General features: G+C 65.7%; 21 protein-coding genes and 1 other RNA gene. 15 read left to right on the plus strand and 7 right to left on the minus strand.

Features of this window, described 5'->3' with window-relative positions:
- Window positions 1-224 precede the first annotated feature (224 nt).
- Window positions 225-2,519 carry a cyanophycin metabolism-associated ABC transporter gene (locus tag CBM2588_RS05385; RefSeq protein WP_115679694.1) on the plus strand — a complete coding sequence of 765 codons (2,295 nt, stop codon included), beginning with the start codon at window positions 225-227 and terminating at the stop codon, window positions 2,517-2,519.
- Complete coding sequence (locus CBM2588_RS05390) at window positions 2,509-3,003, plus strand: cyanophycin metabolism-associated DUF1854 family protein (protein WP_115679695.1); 495 nt, start codon at window positions 2,509-2,511, stop codon at window positions 3,001-3,003. Before CBM2588_RS05385 ends, CBM2588_RS05390 begins: the two co-directional genes overlap by 11 nt.
- Before the next feature lie 15 nt (window positions 3,004-3,018).
- Here CBM2588_RS05390 and CBM2588_RS05395 read toward each other — a convergent pair whose 3' ends face one another.
- The 6 genes from CBM2588_RS05395 to ompA form a co-directional block, all read right to left on the minus strand.
- A complete protein-coding gene (locus tag CBM2588_RS05395; RefSeq protein ID WP_115681406.1) occupies window positions 3,019-3,420 on the minus strand; it encodes a hypothetical protein in 402 nt (133 codons plus the stop codon).
- Window positions 3,421-3,519: 99 nt separating this feature from the next.
- Window positions 3,520-4,542, minus strand: coding sequence for a fimbrial protein (locus tag CBM2588_RS05400; protein ID WP_231942107.1), 1,023 nt, complete (start codon window positions 4,540-4,542; stop codon window positions 3,520-3,522).
- A gap of 409 nt (window positions 4,543-4,951) precedes the next feature.
- Window positions 4,952-5,310: a transfer-messenger RNA gene (gene ssrA / locus CBM2588_RS05405) on the minus strand.
- Window positions 5,311-5,395: 85 nt separating this feature from the next.
- Window positions 5,396-6,070, minus strand: a complete 675-nt coding sequence (gene gph / locus CBM2588_RS05410; RefSeq protein ID WP_115679696.1) for a phosphoglycolate phosphatase — start codon at window positions 6,068-6,070, stop codon at window positions 5,396-5,398.
- Window positions 6,067-6,825 carry a bifunctional 2-polyprenyl-6-hydroxyphenol methylase/3-demethylubiquinol 3-O-methyltransferase UbiG gene (ubiG, locus tag CBM2588_RS05415; RefSeq protein ID WP_115679697.1) on the minus strand — a complete coding sequence of 253 codons (759 nt, stop codon included), beginning with the start codon at window positions 6,823-6,825 and terminating at the stop codon, window positions 6,067-6,069. The genes gph and ubiG overlap by 4 nt, the downstream gene beginning before the upstream one ends.
- Window positions 6,826-6,941: 116 nt before the next feature.
- On the minus strand, window positions 6,942-7,595 hold the full coding sequence (gene ompA / locus CBM2588_RS05420) for an outer membrane protein OmpA (RefSeq protein ID WP_012352078.1): 654 nt from the start codon (window positions 7,593-7,595) through the stop codon (window positions 6,942-6,944).
- A gap of 433 nt (window positions 7,596-8,028) precedes the next feature.
- On the opposite strand from ompA, the gene gyrA reads away from it, so the two are divergent.
- From gyrA to aroA, 7 genes are all read left to right on the plus strand, one after another.
- A complete protein-coding gene (gene gyrA / locus CBM2588_RS05425) occupies window positions 8,029-10,716 on the plus strand; it encodes a DNA gyrase subunit A (protein ID WP_115679698.1) in 2,688 nt (895 codons plus the stop codon).
- Between the two features lie 94 nt (window positions 10,717-10,810).
- Complete coding sequence (locus CBM2588_RS05430) at window positions 10,811-11,374, plus strand: DUF2059 domain-containing protein (RefSeq protein WP_092308167.1); 564 nt, start codon at window positions 10,811-10,813, stop codon at window positions 11,372-11,374.
- Between the two features lie 159 nt (window positions 11,375-11,533).
- Window positions 11,534-12,691 carry a 3-phosphoserine/phosphohydroxythreonine transaminase gene (gene serC, locus CBM2588_RS05435; protein WP_115679699.1) on the plus strand — a complete coding sequence of 386 codons (1,158 nt, stop codon included), beginning with the start codon at window positions 11,534-11,536 and terminating at the stop codon, window positions 12,689-12,691.
- Window positions 12,692-12,795: 104 nt separating this feature from the next.
- Window positions 12,796-13,959 carry a prephenate dehydratase gene (gene pheA / locus CBM2588_RS05440; RefSeq protein ID WP_115679700.1) on the plus strand — a complete coding sequence of 388 codons (1,164 nt, stop codon included), beginning with the start codon at window positions 12,796-12,798 and terminating at the stop codon, window positions 13,957-13,959.
- A 27-nt stretch (window positions 13,960-13,986) separates the two neighbouring features.
- Window positions 13,987-15,117 (plus strand): histidinol-phosphate transaminase, encoded by a 1,131-nt coding sequence (gene hisC, locus CBM2588_RS05445; protein ID WP_115679701.1) that lies wholly within the window; start codon window positions 13,987-13,989, stop codon window positions 15,115-15,117.
- A gap of 87 nt (window positions 15,118-15,204) precedes the next feature.
- Entirely contained in the window at window positions 15,205-16,104 is a 900-nt protein-coding gene (locus CBM2588_RS05450; protein WP_115681408.1) for a prephenate dehydrogenase, read from the plus strand.
- Window positions 16,105-16,153: 49 nt separating this feature from the next.
- The gene (gene aroA, locus CBM2588_RS05455; RefSeq protein WP_115679702.1) at window positions 16,154-17,458 is read left to right on the plus strand and encodes a 3-phosphoshikimate 1-carboxyvinyltransferase; all 1,305 of its coding nucleotides are present in this window, start codon (window positions 16,154-16,156) and stop codon (window positions 17,456-17,458) included.
- On the opposite strand, the gene CBM2588_RS05460 is transcribed toward aroA, so the two are convergent.
- Complete coding sequence (locus CBM2588_RS05460; protein WP_115679703.1) at window positions 17,448-17,693, minus strand: DUF2061 domain-containing protein; 246 nt, start codon at window positions 17,691-17,693, stop codon at window positions 17,448-17,450. The two genes, aroA and CBM2588_RS05460, sit on opposite strands and share 11 nt — an antisense overlap.
- 125 nt (window positions 17,694-17,818) lie before the next feature.
- On the opposite strand from CBM2588_RS05460, the gene cmk reads away from it, so the two are divergent.
- From cmk to CBM2588_RS05490, 6 genes are all read left to right on the plus strand, one after another.
- Complete coding sequence (gene cmk, locus CBM2588_RS05465; protein ID WP_111518904.1) at window positions 17,819-18,487, plus strand: (d)CMP kinase; 669 nt, start codon at window positions 17,819-17,821, stop codon at window positions 18,485-18,487.
- 165 nt (window positions 18,488-18,652) lie between these two features.
- Complete coding sequence (gene rpsA, locus CBM2588_RS05470; protein WP_012352088.1) at window positions 18,653-20,347, plus strand: 30S ribosomal protein S1; 1,695 nt, start codon at window positions 18,653-18,655, stop codon at window positions 20,345-20,347.
- 30 nt (window positions 20,348-20,377) lie between these two features.
- On the plus strand, window positions 20,378-20,797 hold the full coding sequence (locus CBM2588_RS05475) for an integration host factor subunit beta (protein WP_115681409.1): 420 nt from the start codon (window positions 20,378-20,380) through the stop codon (window positions 20,795-20,797).
- A 284-nt stretch (window positions 20,798-21,081) separates the two neighbouring features.
- Window positions 21,082-21,423 carry a lipopolysaccharide assembly protein LapA domain-containing protein gene (locus tag CBM2588_RS05480; protein ID WP_115679704.1) on the plus strand — a complete coding sequence of 114 codons (342 nt, stop codon included), beginning with the start codon at window positions 21,082-21,084 and terminating at the stop codon, window positions 21,421-21,423.
- A 3-nt stretch (window positions 21,424-21,426) separates the two neighbouring features.
- Window positions 21,427-22,656, plus strand: a complete 1,230-nt coding sequence (gene lapB, locus CBM2588_RS05485) for a lipopolysaccharide assembly protein LapB (RefSeq protein WP_115679705.1) — start codon at window positions 21,427-21,429, stop codon at window positions 22,654-22,656.
- A gap of 36 nt (window positions 22,657-22,692) precedes the next feature.
- Window positions 22,693-24,084, plus strand: coding sequence for a UDP-glucose dehydrogenase family protein (locus tag CBM2588_RS05490; RefSeq protein WP_115679706.1), 1,392 nt, complete (start codon window positions 22,693-22,695; stop codon window positions 24,082-24,084).
- Window position 24,085: the final 1 nt, after the last annotated feature.

The following is a 24,085-nucleotide window of genomic DNA, read 5'->3' on the forward strand; positions in this document are numbered from 1 at the left end:
GCAGTGGGCGGAACGCCCGAGAAATGGAAGCCTAACCTTTCAGTAACGTTACAGCACGGAGCGGGTTGACTTTCTTGGTGTAAAAGTGATTGTGCAATGCATCAGGGCTACCCGCGCGTTCGTCGTTATGTATACTGCGGGCGAATTCGCGGGCCGCCAGCGCGTGCCCGGTCTAAATTGTTTCAAGTTATGTCCGCAATCCCTGGACGCACGCCGCGCCATCCATGACCCAGTCCTCCCTGCCTGTCCCTACCGCCACCGCCGCCGATGAACCCTGGCGGACTGAAGCCGGATCGTGGCTCCGACCCGGCGAGACTGTCCTGGCCGGACTGGCGCTGGACCTCGACGCGAGGCTGCATTTTACCCAAGGGTGGCTGGTTGTGACCGACCAGCGCATCGTTGCCCGCGCCCCCGGCGAAAAAAATGTGCGGGAATGGAACATCGCCCCGGCGCTGCGCCTGTCGCATACCGACCACGCGGGGGTGGGCACGCTGGAACTGACCGGCCCGGCCGGCCGGCTCGCCACCTGGCGATATACGCTTGGTTACAATCCCGCCGCTCTGCGGCTGGCGGACCAGTTCGAGGCCCAGCGCGACGCCGCCGCCTCGCGTCCGGTCACTGTGGCCGGCGAGGTGTTGTGCCCGACCTGCAAGGCGCCGCTGCCGCCGGACGAGGAACAGTGTCCGCAATGCAGCCGCGAGCTGGAAACGCCGCCGTCGACCTGGGCGCTGCTGCGGCTATGGCGCTTCGCCCAGCCATACCGCTGGCAACTGCTGGGCGGCTTTCTCCTGACGCTGTTGTCGACCGCCGCCACGCTGGTGCCGCCATACCTGACCATGCCGCTGATGGACAAGGTGCTGATCCCGTTCCAGAACGGCGTGCCGATCGACTATGGGCTGGTGCGGCTTTACCTGGCGGGGCTGCTCGGCGCCGCGCTGGTGGCGTGGTCGCTGGGATGGGCGCGAACTTACCTGCTGGCGCGGGTATCGGAGCGCATCGGCGCGGATCTGCGCACGACCACGTATGAACATTTGCTAAAGCTGTCCCTGGAGTATTTCGGCGGCAAACGCACCGGCGACCTGATGGCGCGCATCGGTTCGGAAAGCGACCGCATCTGCGTGTTCCTGTCACTCCATCTGCTGGACTTCGCCACCGACGTGCTGATGATCCTGATGACGGCAGTGATCCTGGTCTCGATCAACCCGTGGCTCGCGCTGGTGACGCTGGTGCCGTTGCCGTTTATCGCCTGGATGATCCACCTGGTGCGCGACCGCCTGCGCCACGGGTTCGAGAAGATCGACCGGATCTGGTCGGAGATCACCAACGTGCTCGCCGACACCATCCCCGGCATCCGCGTGGTCAAGGCGTTCGCCCAAGAAAAGCGCGAAGTCACGCGCTTCCGCGAGGCCAACAAGCACAACCTGGCGATCAACGACCGCGTCAACGCGGTGTGGTCGCTGTTCACGCCGACGGTGACGCTGCTGACCGAGATCGGTCTACTGATCGTGTGGGTGTTCGGCATCTGGCAGGTGTCGCACAGCGCCATCACGGTGGGCGTTCTGCTGGCGTTCCTGACCTATATCAGCCGCTTCTATACGCGGCTGGATTCGATGAGCCGCATCGTCTCGGTGACGCAGAAGGCCGCTGCCGGCGCCAAGCGCATCTTCGACATCCTCGACCATGTGTCGAGCGTGCCGGAGCCGGTGCGCCCGGCAAAGCTGGACCAGGTCGAAGGCGCCATCGACATGAGCGACCTGGGCTTCCGCTACGGCAACCGCGCGGTGATCCGCGGGCTGAACCTGTCGATCGCGCCGGGCGAGATGATTGGCCTGGTGGGGCACAGTGGCTCGGGCAAGAGCACGCTGGTCAACCTGATCTGCCGCTTCTACGACGTATCGGAGGGCGCGATCCGGGTGGACGGCGTCGATATCCGCTCGCTGCCGGTATCGGAGTACCGCCGCCATATCGGCCTGGTGCTGCAGGAGCCGTTCCTGTTCTTCGGCACGATCGCCGACAACATCGCCTACGGCAAGCCAGACGCCACGCGCGAGGAGATCATCGCCGCCGCGCGCGCCGCGCATGCGCACGAGTTCATCCTGCGCCTGCCGCACGGCTATGACTCGCTGGTGGGTGAGCGTGGCCAGGCGCTGTCGGGCGGTGAGCGCCAGCGCATCTCGATTGCGCGCGCGCTGCTGATCAACCCGCGCATCCTGATCATGGACGAGGCCACCTCGTCGGTCGACACCGCCACCGAGAAGGAAATCCAGAAGGCGCTCGACAACCTGGTGCAGGGCCGCACCACCATTGCCATCGCGCACCGCCTGTCGACGCTGCGCAAGGCCGACCGGCTGGTGGTGATGGACCGCGGCCAGATCGTCGAAGTGGGCAGCCACGACGAGCTGCTGTTGCGCGAAGGCGCGTACTACAAGCTTTACCAGGCGCAGGCGCGCAATGTCGATACCGAAGACGACGACGCCGAAGAGCCGATCCAGATCCCCGAGACCGCCCATGCCCAATGACATTGCCGCCGCCGCGCCGACCCCCGTGTTCACGCTGGACCGCAACCCGTTCGGCCGCCTGGTGCTGATCGCCGAGGACGGCACTGTCCATGAAGGCGTGGTGCCGGTGCGCGCCTTCCCGATCTCGGCGCCGCAGGGCGGCATCGGCATGATGAGCGCCGACGGGCACGAGGTGGTATGGATTCCGCGGCTGGAAGACCTGCCGATCGCCGAGCGCGACATGATCGAGGCGGAGCTGGCCTCGCGCGAGTTCATGCCGGAAATCGAGCGCATCGTCAGTGTGTCGACCTACGCCACCCCCAGTGTGTGGACGGTCAAGACCGACCGCGGCCAGACCGACCTGGTGCTGCGCGGCGAAGAGGCGATCCGGCGCCTGGCCGGCAGCACCCTGCTGATCTCGGACACGCACGGCATCCACTACCTGATCCGCGACCTGACGGCGCTGGACAAGCACAGCCGCAAGATACTTGACCGCTTCCTTTGAAGGGCGGCCGGGAGGTCAGTGCAGCAGCTCGGACGAATCGTCCTCGTCGTCCCAGTCGTCGTGCATCACCGGCACGTCGGGTGCCATGTCGAACACCATCGAGTGATAGCGCACGCTGAACCACTCGCGAAACATCTTCAGCGACAGTTCCTCGGGCCAGGCCGAGTCGTCGAACCATTCGCCGAGCATGAATTCGAAGAATTCCTGCCAGCGCTTCTCGACCCAGCGGACGGCGTTCTCGTGCGTGTCAGCCAGTTCCTCGGGCAGCAGGAACACGCTCTGGTCTTCGCGCACCTGCTCCAGCGTGAGGCCGGCCACAGGCTGGGGATCGACCGCCTGGATCCAGTCCAGGAACGGTTGTTCCGGAACCAGGGCGATCATGGAGCGGTTGATGGTGAAGCGGGGATGGTCGGACATCGCGAAAGCCTTGAAGGACTGCAGCGGGCTATTGTAGTCCTTCGGTTCCGGGATGTAGCGATGAACCATGCCTCCGGTACGTCACTGCCGCGATAGCGCTTACTGGTAGTCCAGCGTAAACACCATCGAACTGCTGACGTTACCCGGCGAAGGGGTGCCGCCGAGGCTGGCATAGCGGGCGCCGAAGCGATAGGTGGCGGGTACGTTGGCCTGGATGCTCCCCATGGCATTGCGCACCTGCAGCGGTACCGGCGCGGTGCCGCTGGCATTCATGATCTGCACGCCCGCGCCGCCCGCCGCGCCGGGGGTCCCGGCATTGCTGAGGCCGAGGATGCCGGACGCGGTCGACAGCACCGGCGTGCCGGCGGCGGCGTCCAGCGTCATGCCGACGATGGCCGCACTGTTGCAGCTCAACTGGATGGCGAATGGCGTGTTGCCACCGGAGCCTTGCGTCGCAAGCGTCCTGGCGCTGATCGCGGGCAGGTTCACCGTGGTGGGCGCGACGACATTGCAGGCGATTTCGCGCGTGGCGATGGTGCCGGAAAAGCCGATGTAGTTGTCGCGGTTACCCGTGCCGCCCAGCGCGCCTTCCACCGACCCGTTATAGACCCCGAAGCCGAAGCGGGTCTGGGCGGGGTCGAGGTTGCCGGTCGAAATCGGCCCGGTCTTGACGAACTCGATGGTCACCGATACGGAATAGGTCAGGTCGGCATTGAGGTTGCCCAGGTTGGCCAAGCGGGTGTCGCACCAGACCCCCGAAGCATTGGTCATCGGCTGGCCAGCGGCATTGCGCAGGCGGATGCCAACGCCCGGGACACCGGTGGAATAGACGCCTGGCCTTACTTCGGTACCGGACCCGTAGTAGCACGAGACGATCGGGGCGCCAGGCACCACCCAGGGCAGCACGTTGGTGCAGCTGCCGCTGAACTGGTAGCTGCGTACCGTTCCGGGAATCGTGCTGCCCTCGGCAAGGTTGACCGCGATCGCCATGCTGTCGAGGGTCTGGTCATAAGGCAACGATGGCGTGGCAGTGCACTTCGCATGGGCCAGGTGCGGTGCCCCGAAGCTCGCCACTATGACCAGCCAGCGGCGCAGGAAATGGAAGAGTTGGGATCGGTTCATAGCAGGGTCAGGAATGCGGCTTGCCCCGCGCAGCTCCCGCGGCGAGTGCGAGGCAGGCCAATGACAACCAGCGACATGCCGGTCAAAGTTCCTTGCTACGATAGGATCGGCACACTCGTGAAGCGATAAGGCTTGGCCTATTTTGGGGTCGGAAATTTTCCCGTCCCTGGCCGTCGCACCAAAAGAAAAAGCCCTCGGCCGGGTGGACGAGGGCTCGAAGTGGCAGCGGGCGAGTCGCGGATCGCCCGCATCGCATCATGGGCCTGCATGGCGGGCCCGGCATCCCCAAATCTGGGGATGTTGTTTTTTCCCGGCGCATGCCAGCGGCGGCGCCGGGCAAAGAAAAAACCCGCGCAGCCTGAGCTGTCGCGGGTTTCTGGTCCTGCTGGTACTGCGTCGGACTGAATACTGGTGGAGCCGGCGGGAATCGAACCCGCGTCCGCAAGCCCTCCACAGAGAGTTCTACATACTTAGTTCTGTCATTTGATTTAACCGGCGCATCGCGGACGAACACGCTCTACGACGGCGAGTCACTAGGTTTTCGTCCCCGGCTTCGTGACCCTTCCGGAGCTTATCTGACGTAAATGACCTCGCGTGGTCTTGCGACCCTAGCCCGTCAGCGAGCCAGTGCGAGGACGGCGGCCCTTAGGCTGCCAGTGCGTAACGTTCGTCGTTAGCAGTTATTGCATTCCCATTGATTAACGAGGTGACGGGTCCTCGGTATGCCCTCCACTGCTTTGTAACCCACGTCGAAACCAGGTCGGCCCCAGTGAGGAAGCTGGATTGTACCCGGTTGGACGCAAGCTGTCTTGGGGAGTTCCAGGCCCGGTGCCTGGATACTGCCAGCGCACTTTCAGGCGATCGCGGCGGGCACCAGCAGCGGAATCAGCTCGGCCGGGTGGCGGATCAGGTGGTCCGCGCCCCAGGCCTCGGGCGGGTCGCCGTCGCCGCAGTAGCCGTAGGCGGCGGTCACTGTGATCATGCCCGCGGCCTTGCCGGCCTGGATGTCGCGCAGGTCGTCGCCCACGTAGACGCAGCGGCTCGGGTCGACGCCGGCACTCGCGGCGGCATGCAGCAGCGGGGCGGGGTGGGGCTTGGCGTGCGGCGTGGTGTCGCCGCTGACCACGGCGCTGGCGCGGGGCGCCAGGCCGATCGCGGCGACCAGCGGCACCGTGAAGCGCGCGATCTTGTTGGTCACGATGCCCCACGGGATCCCCGCCGCCTCGAGCGCGGCCAGCACCTGCGGCATGCCGTCGAACAGGCGCGTATGCACCGCGATGTCGGCCTCGTAGTAATCCAGGAAGGTATCGCGCAGGGCCGGAAATTCGGCGTCCTCCGGGCGCAAGCCGAACGCCGCGCCCAGCAGTCCGCGCGCGCCGTGCGAGGCCACGGGGCGCAGCTTGTCATAGGCCACCGGTGGGCGGCCGCGTTCGACCACCAGCCGGTTCGCCGCCGCAGCCAGGTCCGGCGCGGTGTCGGCGAGGGTGCCGTCGAGATCGAAGAAGACCCCTGCGATCGCCGCGGTCATGCCGCCACCCGGCGGAATGCCATCAGGTAGTTCACGTCCGTGTCGCGGCCCAGGCTATAGACCTGCGACAGCGGGTTGTAGGTCATGCCGCGCATCTCGACCAGGTCCAGGCCGGCCTGGCGCGCGAAGCGGGCCAGCTCTGAGGGTGTGATGAACTTTTCGTAGTCGTGGGTGCCGCGCGGCAGCATGTTGAGCACGTATTCGGCGCCGACGATGGCCAGCAGGTAGGCCTTCAGGTTTCGGTTGATGGTCGAGAAGAACACATGGCCGCCCGGACGGACCAGCGTCGCGCATGCCTGCACGATCGAAGCCGGATCCGGCACGTGTTCGAGCATCTCCATGCAAGTGACCACATCCACGCTGGCCGGCTCGCGCGCGGCCAGCGCTTCGGCGGCGATCTCCTCGTAGGTCACGGCAACGCCCGACTCCAGGCTGTGCAGGTCCGCCACCTTGAGCGCCTTGCTGGACAGGTCGATGCCGCGCACGGTGGCACCGAGGCGTGCCATGCTCTCGGACAGGATGCCGCCACCACAGCCCACGTCGACCACCCGCTTGCCCGCCAGTGCGGCGATGCCATCGATCCAGCCCAGGCGCAGCGGGTTCAGCTCGTGCAGCGGCTTGAACTCGCTTTGCGGATCCCACCAGCGGTGGGCCAGCTCGCTGAATTTATCGATTTCCTTGGGGTCGGCATTCCGGCGCGGCGGGTGCTGGCTGGCGGCGTCGGCTGCGGGGAGGGTTTGCGATTGCAACGTCATCGTATGCGGGTCCGGCGGCACTGGCCGCGGCGGGTGGAGGAAGGGGACAGTCCGGGCAACTGTACCAAAAAAAAAGCCCAGCTTGCGCTGGGCTTCTTGGATCGGAAGGGTTCCGATTAACGTGCGCTGCGGGTGCCGACCACTTCGACTTCCACGCGGCGGTTCGGCTGCTGGCAGGCGATCTGCGACTTGCGGTTACCCTTGCACGACTTCGGATCGACCTTCAGCTGGCGCTTGCCCTTGCCTTCGGTGTAGACGCGGTTGGCTTCAACGCCCTTGCTCACCAGGTAAGCCTTGACCGATTCAGCGCGGCGGATCGACAGGCGATCGTTGTACTTGTCCGAGCCGAACGAGTCGGTGTGGCCAACGGCGATGATGACTTCCAGGGTGATGCCTTGCAGCTTCGAGACCAGGTCGTCCAGCTTGGCCTTGCCTTCGGGCTTCAGCACAGCCTTGTCGAAGTCGAACAGGGTGTCAGCAGCGAAAGTGACCTTCTCGCTCGAAACCACCGGAGGAGCCACCGGAGCCGGAGCCGGAGCGGCCACAGCCGGAGCCAGGGCGCCGTCGCACAGCGCGTTGGCCGTGGCCGGGGTCCAGGAGCTGTCGCGCCAGCAGAGCTCGTTCGTGCCATTCTTCCACACGTACTCGCTCGTACCGTTGCCCCAGTTGTCGTTCACTGCCTTCTTTTCATAAGGGACGGACTGAGCTTGAGCGGATGCAGCCATTACTGCGGTAGCTGCAACGAGCGCGAGCTTGGCAAATTTTTTCATATTTCTCCTCTCAGGATGAGATCACCGCAGGGTTACTGCGAGCAAATGGACGAAAACAAGTCATACATTCTTCGGAGTATAACATTCTCGATGTGGTGGATGCTCCACTTCGAACAATGTCTGGCTCTTCGCTGGGGAATTGTGCCACAAGGGTCGTTTCCTAAGAAGTAAATATATTCGATTCGCCGCACGGGTTTTGGGCCTGTGGTGTTTGTGCAACATGGGTCTTGTATCGCCCGCAAAGCCTTGTGGCATCAGGGATTCCGGGTTTCAGCAGCGGCCTCCGCGGGCCGCTGCGGGGCCTGTCCGGAGAGCGCCGGGGAGGGGGTGCCGGCATGTTAGAATGGCACGTTGCCCAGCCGTCAGGCGCCCACCGGCGCCGCGTGCCAAAGGCCTGTCATTTGCTTAAACCTGCCGCATAAACCACGCCGCAATGGATCCATTCGCAAAAGAAACCCTTCCGGTCTCCCTAGAAGAGGAAATGCGCCGCTCCTACCTGGATTACGCCATGAGCGTGATCGTCGGGCGCGCGCTTCCCGATGTCAGGGATGGCCTGAAACCGGTGCACCGGCGCGTGCTGTATGCGATGCACGAGCTCAACAACGACTGGAACCGCGCCTACAAGAAGTCGGCCCGTATCGTCGGGGATGTGATCGGTAAGTACCACCCGCACGGCGATACCGCGGTCTACGACACCATCGTGCGCATGGCGCAGGACTTCTCGCTGCGCTACATGCTGGTCGATGGCCAGGGGAATTTCGGCTCCGTGGACGGTGATAACGCCGCGGCCATGCGTTATACCGAAATCCGCCTGTCGAAAATCGCCCACGAGATGCTGCATGACATCGACAAGGAAACCGTCGATTTCGACAGCAACTACGACGGCTCTGAAAAAGAGCCCTCGATTCTCCCGGCGCGTATTCCCAATCTGCTAATCAACGGTTCGTCGGGTATTGCAGTGGGCATGGCCACCAATATCCCACCGCATAACCTGAATGAAATCGTCGACGGCTGCCTGCATCTGCTGCGCAACCCGCAGGCGACGGTGGACGAGCTGATTGAATTGATTCCGGCTCCGGATTTTCCGACCGCCGGCATTATCTATGGCATTCAGGGCGTCCGCGAAGGCTACCGCACCGGCCGCGGCCGCGTGGTGATGCGCGCCAAGACGCACTTCGAGGATATCGACCGGGGCCAGCGCCAAGCCATCATCGTCGACGAGCTGCCGTACCAGGTCAACAAGCGCACCCTGCTGGAGCGCATTGCCGAGCTGGTCACCGAGAAAAAGATCGAAGGCATCTCGGATATCCGCGACGAGTCGGACAAGTCCGGCATGCGGGTGGTGATCGAGCTCAAGCGCAACGAGGTGCCCGAGGTCGTTCTCAACAACCTATATAAGAACACCCAGCTGCAGGACACCTTCGGCATGAACATGGTGGCGCTGGTCGACCGCCAGCCGCGCCTGCTGAACCTGCGCCAGATGCTGGAGTACTTCCTGGCGCATCGCCGCGAGGTCGTTACCCGCCGCACGGTGTTCGAACTGCGCAAGGCGCGCGAGCGCGGCCATGTGCTGGAAGGCCTGGCGGTCGCGCTGGCCAATATCGACGAGTTCATCGCCATCATCAAGGCCGCCCCGACGCCGCCGATCGCCAAGCAGGAACTGATGAGCAAGGCGTGGGATTCGGCCCTGGTCCGCGAAATGCTGGCACGGGCGGAAGGCGAAACCCCGGGCGGGCGCGCGTCGTACCGGCCCGATGGGCTGCCAGCGGTGTTCGGCATGCAGGCCGACGGCCTGTACAGGCTGTCGGACGGCCAGGCGCAGGAAATCCTCCAAATGCGCCTGCAACGCCTCACTGGCCTCGAACAAGACAAGATCGTCCAGGAATACCGCGACATCATGGCGGAAATCGCCGACCTGCTCGATATCCTGGCGCGCCCCGAACGCATTACCACCATCATCATCGACGAACTCACGGCCATCCGCGCCGAATTTGGTGATGAGCGGCGCTCGCAGATCGAGCTCAACGCAACCGAACTGGATACCGAGGACCTGATCACCCCGCAGGACATGGTGGTCACGCTGTCGCACAGCGGCTATATGAAGAGCCAGCCGATTTCTGAATACCGCGCGCAAAAGCGTGGCGGCCGGGGCAAGCTGGCGACCGCGACCAAGGAAGACGACTGGATCGATACGTTGTTCGTGGCCAATACCCACGACTACATCCTGTGCTTCTCCAATCGCGGCCGGCTGTACTGGCTGAAGGTCTACGAGGTGCCGCAAGGGTCGCGCAACTCGCGCGGGCGGCCGATCGTCAACATGTTCCCGCTGTCGGAAGGCGAGAAGATCAATGTGATCCTGCCGGTTCGGCAGTTCGACGCCGAGCACTTCATCTTCATGGCGACCGCGCGCGGCACGGTCAAGAAAACCGCACTGACCGAGTTCTCCAACCCGCGCAAGGCCGGCATCATCGCGGTCGACCTCGATGAAGGCGACTACCTGATCGGTGCGGCCGTGACCGACGGCCAGCACGACGTGATGCTGTTCTCGGACGCCGGCAAGGCCGTGCGCTTCGACGAGAACGACGTGCGTCCGATGGGCCGCCAGGCGCGCGGCGTGCGCGGCATGAACCTGGAAGATGGCCAGGCCGTGATCGCGATGCTGGTGGCGCCGGCCGAGACCGCTGAAGAAGCGGCCGATGCGGGCGTGCGCGGCAGCGTGCTGACCGCAACCGAGAACGGCTACGGCAAGCGTACCCCGATCGCCGAGTACACTCGACATGGCCGTGGCACCAAGGGCATGATTGCGATCCAGACGAGCGAGCGCAACGGCCGTGTGGTGGCTGCTGCACTGGTTTCGCCCGAGGACGAGATCATGCTGATCACCACCGGCGGCGTGCTGATCCGTACCCGTGTGGCGGAAATCCGCGAAATGGGTCGCGCCACCCAAGGTGTCACGCTGATCAACGTGGACGAGGGCACCAAGCTGTCCGGATTGCAGCGCATCGTTGAAAGCGATGCCGACAACGGCGGCAATGGCGAGGAGCCGGACGAGGCCGAGGGCGCGGAAGGCGCCGAGGGCACCGAAGGTGCCGCAGGTGCAGACGCCGACGCGAATCCTTAAGACCAAACGTAAATTGTTGCAACAATAGGACGCCAGCCGGAACTCGCCTCGCGGCTGTCCGGACTAAAACGGACGTATTTACCAGGGAGTCACAATGCTCAAAACCTATCGACGTATCGCTGTTCTGGCTGCTTTTGTTCCGACCTTCATGATGGCGCAGCATGCCCACGCACAGGACGCGGAAAAGACGGCAGCCATCAAGGAACTGCTTTCCGTCATGCAGGCAGACCAGGCTGTGAAGGGCCAGGCAGAGAACTGGCAGCAAGGCGCCAAGCAGGAAGCGCCGCTGGTCCTCGAGCAGGTGCTGGTCGAAAACAAGACCCTGAGCGACAAGCAGAAGCAGGCCGCGGTTGAAAAGCTGAAGAAGAACGGCGCGGTGCAGCGCGTCGTGGACGGCGCCGGCACGGCGTTTACCACCGACGGCTTCCGCAAGGATGCCATCCAGGCGCACTACGATGCCTTCGGCAAGTACTACACCACGCAGGAACTGAAGGACCTGACCACCTTCCTGAAGTCGCCGACCGGCCAGAAGTTCATGGCCAACCAGGGCAAGGCGACCCAGGAGATCTGGGGCTCGATGATGCAGAAGTACGGCCCGCAGGTTGGCAAGTCGATGCGCGACGCCGCCGAGAAGGAAATCACCGCCGCTTCGAAGTGATGCCGGCGTGATCCGCAACGGATCCGCCCGCTGCCCGTCCGATCGCGTTCGGGCCGGCGCGCAAACCGGGGGCTAACCCCCGGCGCCCTACGGGGCGCGGGTTTGAGGGATAATGGCTGCTTGGGTAACACCGGCAGCCATTTTTCCATCCCCCGTCTCATGAACGATCCCCAGAATCCCGCTCTTGCCGGCATGATGCAGCGTGCATTGGCCGAACGCGTCTACAACTTCTCGCCCGGCCCGGCAGCGCTGCCTGCCGAAGTGCTGCAACAGGCCGCCGAGGAGATGCTGTCCTGGCGCGGGACCGGGGTGTCGGTGATGGAGATGAGCCACCGCAGCCGCGAGTTCGAAGGCATCCACAACCAGGCCATCGCCGACCTGCGCGAACTGCTGCATATTCCCGCCAACTACCGCGTGCTGTTCCTGCAGGGGGGCGCCATCGGCGAAAACGGCATCGTGCCGCTGAACCTGATGCGCCTGCGCCATGCCGACGCGCCCAAGGCCGACTTCGTCGTCACCGGCACCTGGTCGGTCAAGACCGAGCAGGAAGCCCGCCGCTACGGCGCGGTCAATATCGCCGCCAGCAGCGAGGCGCAGAAATACCACCGCATTCCGGACGTGGCCGACTGGAAGCTGTCGGACGACGCCGGCTACGTGCACCTGTGCACCAACGAGACCATCGTCGGCGTGGAGTTCCAGGACATCCCCGATATCGGCCAGGTCAAGGGCGACCGCGTGGTGGTGGCGGATGCCTCCAGCCACATCCTGTCGCGCCCGATCGACTGGTCGCGCGTGCAAGTGGTCTACGGCGGCGCGCAGAAGAACATCGGCCCGGCCGGCGTCACGATCGTGATCGTGCGCGAAGACCTGATCGGCCATGCCCATCCGCTGTGCCCGTCGGCGTTCAACTGGCGCCTGGTGGCCGAGCACAACTCGATGTACAACACCCCGCCGACCTATGCGATCTATATCGCCGGCCTGGTGTTCCAGTGGCTCAAGCGCCAGGGCGGCGTGCCCGCGATCGAACAGCGCAATATCGCCAAGGCGTCGGCGCTGTACGACTACCTCGACCAGAGCGATTTCTATCGCAACGAAATCCATCCCAGCTGCCGCTCGCGCATGAACGTACCGTTCTTCCTGGGCGACGAATCGCGCAACGAGGCCTTCCTGCAGCAGGCCCGGGCCAACGGCCTGGTGCAACTGAAAGGGCACAAGACCGTGGGCGGCATGCGCGCCAGCATCTACAACGCCATGCCGCTGGAAGGCGTGATGGCGCTGATCGAATTCATGCGCGAGTTCGAGCGGACCTCCGCCTGACGCGCATTCCCGCTGCGGGTCCACGCATGCCAGCCACGGCATGCCGGTCCGCGCGGGCAGTTTTCCTGGCCGCCGCGCCCGGCGGCCCACCGGATTAATACAACATGACAAGCCAAGACCGCACCCCCGCGCGCGAGGAGACGCCGCCCAATGCGCCGCAGAACGGCGACAGCCACCTGAGTGATGCCGAGCGCCAGCTGTCGGTCGAGCTGGGGCCGCTGCGCGAGCAGATCGATACCGTGGACCGCGAGCTGCTGGCGATGCTGAACCGCCGCGCCAAGCTGGCGCTCGAGGTGGGCGAGGTCAAGAAGAAGTATGGCGCGCCGGTGTTCCGTCCGGAGCGCGAGCTGCAGGTCATCCGCAAGGTGCAGGGCGCCAACCCGGGCCCGCTGCTGGGCGAAAGCGTGGCGGCAATCTGGCGCGAGGTGATGTCCGCCTGCCGCGGCCTGGAGAAGCCGCTGGAAGTGGCGTTCCTGGGCCCGGCCGGCACCTTCTCGGAGCAGGCGCTGTACGCGCATTTCGGCCACGAGGTGTCGGGCGTGCCTTGCCCCAGCATCGACGAGGTGTTCCGCGCGGTCGAGGCGGGCACGGTCGAGTACGGCGTGGTGCCGGTCGAGAATTCCACCGAGGGCGCGGTGTCGCGCACGCTCGATCTGTTCCTGCAGACCTCGCTGAAGATCAGTGGCGAGATCGCGCTCAATGTGCACCACAACCTGATGGCGTCGACCCCCGACATGAAGGGCGTCACGGTGGTGCGCGCGCATGCGCAGGCGCTGGCGCAGTGCCAGCACTGGCTGACCGCCAACTATCCGCACCTCGAGCGCCAGGCGGTGTCGAGCAATGCCGAAGCGGCGCGCATGGCCAGCGAAGACCCGACCGTGGCCGCGATCGCTGGTGAATCGGCCGCCAACCGCTACCACCTGCACCTGGTGCGCACGCATATCCAGGACGATCCGCACAACCGCACGCGTTTTGCCGTGATCGGCCGCTATGAGACCGAGCCCTCGGGCAGCGACCAGACCTCGCTGATCCTGTCGGTGCCCAACAAGGCCGGCGCGGTGTACCAGCTGCTGGCGCCGCTGGCCGCGAACGGCGTGTCGATGTGCCGCTTCGAGTCGCGTCCGGCGCGCAGCGGCGCGTGGGAATACTACTTCTACGTCGACGTGGAAGGGCACCAGCATGAGCCGGCGGTGGCGCGCGCGATCGAAGAGCTGCGCCGCAACGCGGCCTACCTGAAGGTGCTGGGCTCGTATCCGTCGAGCAAGTAAGGCAGCCGGATCGCACAAGGAGACAAGATGGCAGAGCAGGGCAAGCAGGGCGGCGCAACGGGTTTCGGGCCGGATTATGTGCGGGCGATTTCGCCCTACGTGGCGGGCAAGCCGATTGCGGAAGTCGCGCGCGAGTTCGGCCTGGACGAGGCCGCCATCGTCAAGCTCGCCTCCAACGAGAATCCGCTGGGCATGCCGGAATCGGCGCGCACTGCGGTGGCCGCGGCGGTGGCGGACCTGGGCCGCTATCCCGATGCCAACGGCTTTGCGCTGAAGGGTGCGCTGTCGGCGCGCCTCGGCGTGCCCGCCGACTGGCTGACGCTGGGCAACGGCAGCAACGACATCCTGGAGTTGGCCGCGCACGCGCTGGTGGAGCCGGGCCAGTCGATCGTCTATGCCGAGTACTCGTTCGCGGTGTACGCGCTGGCCACGCAGGAGGTCGGCGCCCGTGCCATCGAAGTGCCCGCGCGCGATTACGGCCATGACCTCGACGCGATGGCGGCGGCGATTGCGCCGGATACGCGCCTGGTCTTTATCGCCAACCCGAACAACCCGACCGGCACCTTCCTGCCGGCGGCGCAGATCGAGGCGTTCCTGCAGCGGGTGCCGCGCCATGTCGTGGTGGTACTGGACGAGGCCTACAACGAGTACCTCGATGCCGGCCAGCAATACGACGCGATTGCCTGGGTGCGCCGCCATCCCAACCTGATGGTGTCGCGCACGTTCTCCAAGGCCTATGGCCTGGCGGGCCTGCGCATCGGCTATGCGGTGGCGCAGCCGGAACTGACCGACCTGCTGAACCGCATCCGCCAGCCGTTCAATGTCAACAGCGTGGCGCAGGCCGCCGCCATCGCCGCGCTGGCCGATACCGCCTTCCTGCGCCGCAGTGCAGAGCTGAACCGCGACGGCAAGCGGCAACTGACCGAAGCATTCGACCGGCTCGGCCTGGAATACGTGCCGTCGTCCGGCAATTTCGTGCTGGTGCGCGTGGGCGACGATGACGGCGCCGGCGCGCGCGTGAACCTGGCGTTGCTACGGCAGGGCGTGATCGTGCGCCCGGTGGGCAACTACAACCTGCCGCGCTGGCTGCGCGTGACCATCGGCTTGCCGGAAGAGAACGCGGCGTTTATCGCGGCGCTGGAGCGGGCGCTGGCCTGAGGCCGGCCGCCGCAGAAGCCAATGGTTGTGCCGCCCCTTGATTGACCTCGGTCTGAACCGAACTACCGCCGCTTGCGGCCTGTGATTGTGAGTGCATTGCATTTTTCCCGTGTTGTCATTGTCGGCGTCGGCCTGATCGGCGGCTCGCTCGCGCTGGCGCTCAAGCGCGCCGGCGTGGTGGGCACGGTGGTCGGGGTGGGGCGCTCGGCCGCGTCGCTGCAGAAGGCGCTGGACCTGGGCGTGATCGACGAGGCCGCGACGCTGGCCGATGCCGCGCGCGGCGCCAGCGTGATCGTGCTGTGCGCGCCGGTGGCGCAGAACTTCGCGCTGCTGCATGCGCTCGAGCCGTACCTGCAGCCCGGTACCATCGTCACCGATGCCGGCAGCACCAAGTCCGACGTGATCATCGCCGCCAAGACCGCGCTGGGCGACAAGGCCGCGCAGTTCGTGCCCGCGCACCCGATCGCCGGACGCGAGCTCAACGGCGTCGAGGCCGCGCTGCCGGACCTGTACGACGGCAAGAAGACCGTGCTGTGTCCGCTGCAGGAAAACGCGCGCGCCGATGTTGCCGCCGTGCGCGCCATGTGGGAAAGCGCCGGCGCGCATTGCCACGTGATGTCGGCGGTGCAGCACGACGCCGTGTTTGCCGCGGTCAGCCATCTGCCTCACGTGCTGTCGTACGCGCTGGTGGCGCAGGTGGCCAACGCCGAAGATGCGGCGCTGAAGCTGGACTTTGCCGGCGGCGGCTTCCGCGACTTCACGCGGATCGCAGCCTCGTCCCCTGAGATGTGGCGCGACATCTGCGTGGCCAACCGCGACGCGCTGCTGCGCGAGCTGAATACCTACCAGTCGGTGCTGGCGCACCTGAAGACGCTGATCGAGAAGGGCGACGGCGACGCGCTCGAGCGCATCTTCACGCGTGCCAGCAAGACCCGCCTGGCCTGGGGCGCCGAGCGTGCCGCGGGCAACAACCATATCGAACCCTGATGGCCCTGGCCCATCGCCTGAACGCGGCGCCCCGGCGCCCACGACATCCATGGAACACCTGACGCTAGGCCCCCTGACCCGCGCCCACGGCACCGTCCGGCTGCCGGGCTCGAAGAGCATCTCCAACCGCGTGCTGCTGCTGGCCGCGCTGGCCAACGGCGAGACCCGCGTGCGCGACCTGCTCGATTCCGACGACACCCGCGTGATGCTGCAGGCGCTGCGCACGCTGGGCGTGGCCTGGCGGCAGGAAGGGGCCGACTACATCGTCACCGGCGCCGGCGGCAACTTCCCCAACAAGTCGGCCGAGCTGTTCATGGGCAACGCAGGCACCGCGATCCGTCCGCTGACCGCCGCGCTGGCGCTGCAGGGCGGCAACTACAAGCTGTCCGGCGTGCCGCGCATGCACGAGCGCCCGATCGGCGATCTCGTCGATGGCCTGCGCCAGGTCGGCGCGGTGATCGACTACCTTGGCAACGAAGGTTTCCCGCCGCTGCATATCCAGCCGGCCAGCCTGCGCATCGACGCGCCGATCCGCGTGCGTGGCGATGTCTCGAGCCAGTTCCTGACCGCGCTGCTGATGAGCCTGCCGCTGGCGCAGTCGGCCAGCGGGCGCATCGAGATCGAAGTGGTGGGCGAGCTGATCTCGAAGCCGTATATCGAGATCACGCTGAACCTGCTGGCGCGCTTCGGCATCGATGTGGAGCGGCAGGGCTGGGAGCGCTTCATCCTGCCCGCAGGGGCGGCTTACCGCTCGCCGGGCGAGATCTTTGTCGAGGGCGACGCATCGTCGGCTTCGTATTTCCTGGCCGCCGGCGCGATCGGCGGTGGTCCGGTGCGCGTGGAAGGCGTCGGCATGGCCAGCATCCAGGGCGATGTGCGCTTTGCCGATGCGCTCAACCGCATGGGCGCCAATGTGATGGCGGGCGACAACTGGATCGAGGTGCGCGGGACCGAGCGCGACGACGGGCGCCTGCATGGCATCGAGCTGGACTGCAACCATATCCCCGATGCCGCCATGACGCTGGCGGTGGCAGCGCTGTTTGCCGAAGGCACCACCACGCTGACCAATATCGCCAGCTGGCGCGTCAAGGAAACCGACCGCATCGCCGCGATGGCGACGGAACTGCGCAAGCTGGGCGCCGTGGTCGAGGAGGGCGCCGACTTCTTGCGCGTGACGCCGCCGCAGCCGTGGCAGACCCCGGCCGACGGCATTGGCACCTATGATGACCATCGCATGGCGATGTGTTTCTCGCTGGCGGCGTTCGGCCCGTTGCCGGTGCGGATCAACGAGCCGGGCTGCGTGGCGAAGACCTTCCCGGACTATTTCAGCGTATTCGCCGGCGTCACGCGCTGACCAGACCGGCGTCGGTGCTGTTGCCGGCCGGCGCTGCGGCGCTGTCGCGGGTGGCCGGCGCGTGACGGTGCTGGCGCTTGTCCCAGTACTTGTCGAAGAAGTAGTGGGCCACGGTATTGATGGCCGGTTCGATAAAAGTGACGGCACCGCTCACGGCCAGGCTGCCGGTCAGCGCATAGGTCACGCTGAACGCGATGCCGAGGTGCATGATGCCGAACGTCAGGGTTTTTGCCATGGTAGATTGCCTCGCGACCAATACTGAGGGATGCGCCGCGCTCGCCGCGGCGCGATGCCATGGATCAAATGATAATGATTCTCAATAGAATTAACAATCAATCGTTTCACTGGATGCCATAAGCAATGACTATCGTCAACGTCATCACCATTGACGGACCGACCGCCTCCGGCAAGGGCACGGTGGCGCACAAGGTTGCCGACGCGGTGGGCTTCCACCTGCTCGACAGCGGTGCGCTGTACCGGCTGGTAGCGCTGGCCAGCGACCGCGCGGGTGTTGACCTGGCCGACATGGACGCCCTGGCGCGGATCGCTTCGCGCCTCGATGTGAAGTTCGGGCCCGACCGCGTCTGGCTGCAAGGCGAGGAAGTGAGCCTGGCCATCCGCGCCGAGGCGATCGGCAACCGCGCCTCGGCCATCGCCGTGCACCAGCCGGTGCGCGACGCGCTGACCCAGCTGCAGCGCAGCTTTCGCAAGCTGCCCGGGCTGGTGGCGGACGGCCGCGACATGGGCACCGTGATCTTCCCGGACGCCCAGCTCAAGGTGTTCCTGACCGCGAGTGTCGAGGCGCGCGCGCGCAGGCGCTATAAACAATTGATTGATAAGGGAATTTCTGCTAATATCGAAGACCTTTTGCGTGACCTCGAGGCGCGCGACGCGCGGGATCGCACCCGTGCCGCCGCGCCGCTGCGTCCCGCCGAGGATGCAAAGCTGCTCGATACCTCCGACATGACGGTGGATCAGGCAGTGGCGCAGGTGCTGGAGTGGTTTGCCGCTGTGCGGCCCGATGCATGACATGCAGCGGGCGCATCCGTAAAAGCGGCGCATCCCTTCCGTACCCGATGGCGTCAGTCCGGGCCCGTGCCCTGGCTGGCTTTTGTCAAACCTGACCCCGCTGCCCTGGCAGACTGAGCGCGATCGTCGCGCCGGCCAGCGTATTGCGGATTTCACCTTACGTTTATGTCCGACCTGCAAACTAACGAATCCTTTGCCGCACTGTTCGAGGAATCGATCGCCCGCTCCAATATGAAGGCTGGCGAAGTGATCTCCGCTGAAGTCGTGCGCATCGACCACAATTTCGTGGTCGTCAACGCCGGCCTCAAGTCCGAGGCATTTGTGCCGGTGGAGGAGTTCCTGAACGACCAGGGCGAACTCGAAGTGCAGGCCGGCGACTACGTCTCCGTGGCCATCGACGCACTCGAGAACGGCTATGGCGACACCATCCTCTCGCGCGACAAGGCCAAGCGCCTGGCCTCGTGGCTGAACCTCGAGAAGGCACTGGAAGACGGCGAAATCATCTCGGGTACCGTGACCGGCAAGGTCAAGGGCGGCCTGACGGTGATGGTCAACGGCATCCGCGCGTTCCTGCCGGGCTCGCTGGTTGACGTGCGTCCGATCAAGGACACCACCCCGTACGAAGGCAAGACCCTGGAATTCAAGGTCATCAAGCTGGACCGCAAGCGCAACAACGTTGTGCTGTCGCGCCGCGCCGTGGTCGAAGCCACGCTGGGCGAAGAGCGCCAGAAGCTGATGGAAACCCTGAAGGAAGGCGCCATCGTCAACGGTATCGTCAAGAACATCACCGACTACGGTGCGTTCGTTGACCTGGGCGGCATCGACGGCCTGCTGCACATCACCGACCTGGCCTGGCGCCGTGTCCGCCACCCGAGCGAAGTGCTGTCGGTTGGCCAGGAAATCACCGCCAAGATCCTCAAGTTCGACCAGGAAAAGAACCGCGTCTCGCTGGGCGTGAAGCAGCTAGGCGAAGATCCGTGGGTCGGCATCTCGCGCCGCTACCCGCAAGGCACCCGCCTGTTCGGCAAGGTCACCAACCTGACCGACTACGGCGCGTTCGTCGAGATCGAAGCCGGCATCGAAGGCCTGGTGCACGTGTCGGAAATGGACTGGACCAACAAGAACGTTGCTCCGTCCAAGGTGGTCCAGCTGGGCGACGAAGTCGAAGTCATGGTGCTGGATATCGACGAAGACAAGCGTCGTATCAGCCTGGGCATGAAGCAGTGCAAGGCCAACCCGTGGGACGATTTCTCGCGCAACCACAAGAAGGGCGACAAGCTGAGCGGCCAGATCAAGTCGATCACCGACTTCGGCGTGTTCATCGGCCTGCCTGGCGGCATCGACGGCCTGGTGCACCTGTCCGACCTGTCCTGGCAAGAGTCCGGCGAAGAGGCCGTGCGCAAGTACAAGAAGGGCGACGAAGTCGAAGCCGTGGTACTGGGCATCGACGTCGACAAGGAACGCATCTCGCTGGGCATCAAGCAGCTGTCGGGCGATCCGTTCAACAACTTCATCTCGGCCAACGACAAGGGTTCGCTGGTTCAGGGCACGATCAAGGCCGTTGACGCCAAGGGTGCCGTGGTCCAGCTGGCCGACGACGTCGAAGGCTACCTGCGCGCTTCGGAAATCTCCGCCGACCGCGTGGAAGACGCCCGCAACGTGCTGAAGGAAGGCGAGCAGATCACCGCGCTGGTGGTGAACGTCGACCGCAAGTCGCGCAACATCAACCTGTCGATCAAGGCCAAGGACAGCGCAGAGCAGCAGGAAGCGATGCAGAAGTTCCAGGCCGACACCGGCACGGCTGGCACGACCAACCTCGGCGCCCTGCTGAAGGCCAAGCTCGGCCAGGACAACCAGTAATCGCAGGCCCCCGCGCTTGCGCGTATGCCCATGACCAAGTCGGAGCTCGTCGAAAAACTGGCTGCCCGCTTCCCCCAGCTGCTGCTGCGGGATGCGGACATCTCGGTGAAAACGATACTCGACGCGATGTCCGAAGCGTTGGCCGACGGCCACCGCATCGAGATCCGCGGATTCGGCAGTTTTGGTCTGAACCGGCGTCCGCCTCGCGTGGGGCGCAATCCCAAGTCCGGCGAGCGGGTGCTGGTACCTGAAAAACGGGTGCCGCACTTCAAGGCGGGCAAGGAATTGCGCGAACGGGTTGACCGCAGCCAGCCGGCGCCCGCGGGCGCCAACGGCAACGGCCATTCCGGCGGCACGGCGCAAGCCCTGCCGGGCAAGGCAGGCCAGGGCGCGGCATCCGCCGCACAGACGGGGTTGCACGAGAGCGGACTGGATTTCATTCGCTCGTGACTTCGACTGGCACTGCCTGCTACTGATTTGTCAAAAAAAGCGCCCCTTGGGGCGCTTTTTTTTATGCTCGATGCTGGCGGAACGGCATGCGGCAGCGTCTGCAAGCCGCAGCGCCGACACCTGTGAGACGCGCGCCGGCAGGCCGTTACCGCCACGTTACCGAATCCGTGAAGTGATTCCGTTACAATGCCGGGGTCTTTGCCGGGCCTTGCACAGGACGCCCTGCCAGCCGCAGGCTTTGTGCTTGCCCGCCTCAACGCCATGCCGCTTCGCCGCCTACCCGCATGAAACTGTTTGCCTGGATCGTTCGCATCGTCGTATTCGTGCTGCTGTTCGTGCTGGCCCTGCGCAATACCGCAGAAGCCTCGCTGCAGCTGTTCTTCAATGCCGTCTGGCATGCGCCGCTGATCCTGATCCTGTTTGCCGCCTTCGCGCTGGGCGCGGTGGCGGCGCTGGCCTCGGTGGCGCCGGGGCTGATGCGCCAGCGCGTGGAACTGGCCAGGCTGCGGCGCGCGGCCGCGGACGCACGGGCGTCGACGGCGGCGCCGTCGGCGGCAGCGGCGAGCGCCGCCCCGGTGCCCCGCGACGGCAAGTCTCCCTATAACGTAGTCGGCCCGAAAGTCTGATCCATGATGTTCGAAACCTGGTGGCTGTTGGTGCTGCCACTTGTCTTTGGCCTTGGCTGGATGGCGGCGCGCTTCGACGTGCGCCAGATGATCAGCGAGCAGGGGGCCTTGCCGCGCTCCTACTTCAAGGGACTCAATTTCCTGCTCAACGAGCAGCCCGACAAGGCCATCGACGCCTTTGTCGAAGTCGCCCGGCTGGACCCGGAAACCACCGAGCTGCACTTTGCGCTGGGCGCGCTGTTCCGGCGCCGCGGCGAAACCGAGCGCGCCATCCGCGTGCACCAGAACCTGGCCACGCGGCCCGACCTGCCCGAGCCCGAACGCGAGCACGCGCTGTTCGAGCTGGGCGAAGACTACCTGCGCGCGGGCCTGCTCGACCGTGCCGAGGAATCGCTGCGCCGGCTGATGTCCGGGCCTTACGCGGCGTCGGCCAAGCGCGTGCTGCTCGAGCTCTACGAGGTCGAAAAGGAGTGGCAGAAGGCGATCGATGCCGCGCGTGAGCTGCAGACGCTGGAGCAGAAGAGCTACAGCCTGCAGATCGCGCAGTTCTGCTGCGAGCTGGCGCAGGACGCGCTGCAGCGCAAGCGCCCCGAAGACGCGGTGAAATGGCTGCACCAGGCCGTGGCCGAGAATCCCGCCAACGTGCGGGCGCCGATCCTGCTCGGCGACGTCGCCGCGGCGGCGGGCGATGCGCGCGCGGCGCTGGGCCACTGGCTCGGCATCGAGCAGCAGGACGCTGCCTTCCTGCCGCTGGTGGCCGAGCGCGTGGTCAAAGCCTATGCCGCCCTGAACGAGCAAGGCGTGGCACTGGAATGGCTGCGCGGCCTGCTCAAGGGCAAGCTCGCGCCCGAGGTGCTCGACACCGCCTACAAGGCCGAGCTGGAAGTGAACGGCCCCGAAGCCGCGGCACGCCTGATGCGCGACCAGTTGCGCCGCCAGCCCACGCTGCTGGCGCTGACCAAGTACTTCGAGGCGCAGGCGGCAGTGGCCGCCGCGCCCGCCGCACAGGCCGCCGTGGTCGAGGCCGCGACTGGCCAGGACGAAGGCGCCGAGGACGGCGACGAGGCCAGGGAAACCACTGCCATCCGCGACCTGCTGCAACTGCGAACGCGCAACCTGGCGCGCTATACCTGCCGCGAATGCGGTTTCCGTGCGCGGCTGTTCTATTGGCAGTGCCCTGGTTGCAACCGCTGGGAGACCTATGCCCCGCGGCGTTCCGAAACGCTGGGCTGATTCCCGGTGGCCGTGCAACGGATGTGAATTGAAGCTATGAAAGTCACCATTATCGGCAGCGGCTACGTCGGTCTAGTCACCGGCGCCTGCCTGGCGGAGCAGGGCAACGACGTGTTCTGCCTGGACCTGGACGAGCAGAAGATCGCGCTGCTCAACGCGGGCGGCGTGCCGATCTACGAGCCCGGCCTGCAGGAACTGATCCAGCGCAACCGCGAGGCCGGCCGCCTGACCTTTTCCACCGACGTGGCGGCCAGCGTCGAGCATGCCGACGTGCAGTTCATCGCGGTGGGCACGCCGCCGGACGAGGACGGCTCGGCCGACCTCAAGTACGTGCTGGCGGCGGCCCGCAACATCGGCCGCCACATGACCGGCTTCAAGGTGGTGGTCGACAAGTCGACCGTGCCGGTGGGCACCGGCGACCGCGTCACCGCCGCGATCCGCGAGGAGCTGGCCGCGCGCGGACTGGAAGACCTGCAGTTCTCGGTGGTGTCGAACCCGGAATTCCTGAAGGAGGGCGCCGCGGTCGAAGACTTCATGCGCCCCGACCGCATCGTGCTGGGCTGCAATGCCGACGCCGCCGGCCGCCACGCGCAGGCCACCATGCGGCAGCTGTATGCGCCGTTCAACCGCCATCATGAGCGCACCTTCTACATGGACGTGCGCTCGGCCGAGTTCACCAAGTACGCGGCCAATTCGATGCTGGCCACGCGCATCTCGTTCATGAACGAGCTCGCCAACCTGGCTGACGAGGTCGGCGCCGATATCGAGCTGGTGCGCATGGGCATCGGCTCGGACCCGCGCATCGGCTACAGTTTCCTGTATGCCGGCGCCGGCTATGGCGGATCGTGCTTTCCCAAGGACGTGCAGGCGCTGATGCGCACCGCCGCCGACCACGGCAAGCCATTGCGCGTGCTGGAGGCGGTGGAAGCCGTCAACGGCGCGCAGAAGCGCGTGCTCGGCGAGAAGATCGTGCGCCGCTTCGGCGACGACCTGAGCGGCCGCGTGTTCGCCGTCTGGGGCCTGGCCTTCAAGCCCAATACCGACGACATGCGCGAGGCGCCGTCGCGCGTGCTGGCGCGCGAGCTGGTGTCGCGCGGCGCGTCGCTGCGGGTGCATGACCCGGTCTCGATGGCCGAGGCGCGCCGGGTGCTGGAGGCCGACCTGGCCGACGTGCCGGGCGGCGCCGCGCGCGTGAGCTTCCACCAGCACCAGATGGATGCGCTCGACGGCGCCGACGCGCTGGCGATCGTGACCGAATGGAAGGTGTTCCGCAGCCCGGACTTCGGCCAGATCAAGCGGCGGCTGAAGTCGCCGGTGATCTTCGATGGACGCAATCTGTATGAGCCCGAGGCGATGCGCGAGACCGGCGTGGAATACCACGCCATCGGCCGCCCGACCCGCAAGGCTGCGCCGCCGGCGAACGAATAAG

It is taken from the genome of Cupriavidus taiwanensis (genome assembly GCF_900250075.1).
Classification (GTDB): domain Bacteria; phylum Pseudomonadota; class Gammaproteobacteria; order Burkholderiales; family Burkholderiaceae; genus Cupriavidus; species Cupriavidus taiwanensis_C.

Excerpts from the sequence above, each read along its gene's own strand:
- CBM2588_RS05385 (WP_115679694.1), top strand. The coding sequence starts at position 225 with ATGACCCAGTCCTCCCTGCCTGTCCCTACCGCCACCGCCGCCGATGAA.
- CBM2588_RS05390 (WP_115679695.1), top strand. The coding sequence starts at position 2,509 with ATGCCCAATGACATTGCCGCCGCCGCGCCGACCCCCGTGTTCACGCTG.
- CBM2588_RS05395 (WP_115681406.1), bottom strand. The coding sequence starts at position 3,420 with ATGTCCGACCATCCCCGCTTCACCATCAACCGCTCCATGATCGCCCTG.
- CBM2588_RS05400 (WP_231942107.1), bottom strand. The coding sequence starts at position 4,542 with ATGAACCGATCCCAACTCTTCCATTTCCTGCGCCGCTGGCTGGTCATA.
- gph (WP_115679696.1), bottom strand. The coding sequence starts at position 6,070 with ATGACCGCGGCGATCGCAGGGGTCTTCTTCGATCTCGACGGCACCCTC.
- ubiG (WP_115679697.1), bottom strand. The coding sequence starts at position 6,825 with ATGACGTTGCAATCGCAAACCCTCCCCGCAGCCGACGCCGCCAGCCAG.
- ompA (WP_012352078.1), bottom strand. The coding sequence starts at position 7,595 with ATGAAAAAATTTGCCAAGCTCGCGCTCGTTGCAGCTACCGCAGTAATG.
- gyrA (WP_115679698.1), top strand. The coding sequence starts at position 8,029 with ATGGATCCATTCGCAAAAGAAACCCTTCCGGTCTCCCTAGAAGAGGAA.
- CBM2588_RS05430 (WP_092308167.1), top strand. The coding sequence starts at position 10,811 with ATGCTCAAAACCTATCGACGTATCGCTGTTCTGGCTGCTTTTGTTCCG.
- serC (WP_115679699.1), top strand. The coding sequence starts at position 11,534 with ATGAACGATCCCCAGAATCCCGCTCTTGCCGGCATGATGCAGCGTGCA.
- pheA (WP_115679700.1), top strand. The coding sequence starts at position 12,796 with ATGACAAGCCAAGACCGCACCCCCGCGCGCGAGGAGACGCCGCCCAAT.
- hisC (WP_115679701.1), top strand. The coding sequence starts at position 13,987 with ATGGCAGAGCAGGGCAAGCAGGGCGGCGCAACGGGTTTCGGGCCGGAT.
- aroA (WP_115679702.1), top strand. The coding sequence starts at position 16,154 with ATGGAACACCTGACGCTAGGCCCCCTGACCCGCGCCCACGGCACCGTC.
- CBM2588_RS05460 (WP_115679703.1), bottom strand. The coding sequence starts at position 17,693 with ATGGCAAAAACCCTGACGTTCGGCATCATGCACCTCGGCATCGCGTTC.
- cmk (WP_111518904.1), top strand. The coding sequence starts at position 17,819 with ATGACTATCGTCAACGTCATCACCATTGACGGACCGACCGCCTCCGGC.
- rpsA (WP_012352088.1), top strand. The coding sequence starts at position 18,653 with ATGTCCGACCTGCAAACTAACGAATCCTTTGCCGCACTGTTCGAGGAA.
- CBM2588_RS05475 (WP_115681409.1), top strand. The coding sequence starts at position 20,378 with ATGACCAAGTCGGAGCTCGTCGAAAAACTGGCTGCCCGCTTCCCCCAG.
- CBM2588_RS05480 (WP_115679704.1), top strand. The coding sequence starts at position 21,082 with ATGAAACTGTTTGCCTGGATCGTTCGCATCGTCGTATTCGTGCTGCTG.
- lapB (WP_115679705.1), top strand. The coding sequence starts at position 21,427 with ATGATGTTCGAAACCTGGTGGCTGTTGGTGCTGCCACTTGTCTTTGGC.
- CBM2588_RS05490 (WP_115679706.1), top strand. The coding sequence starts at position 22,693 with ATGAAAGTCACCATTATCGGCAGCGGCTACGTCGGTCTAGTCACCGGC.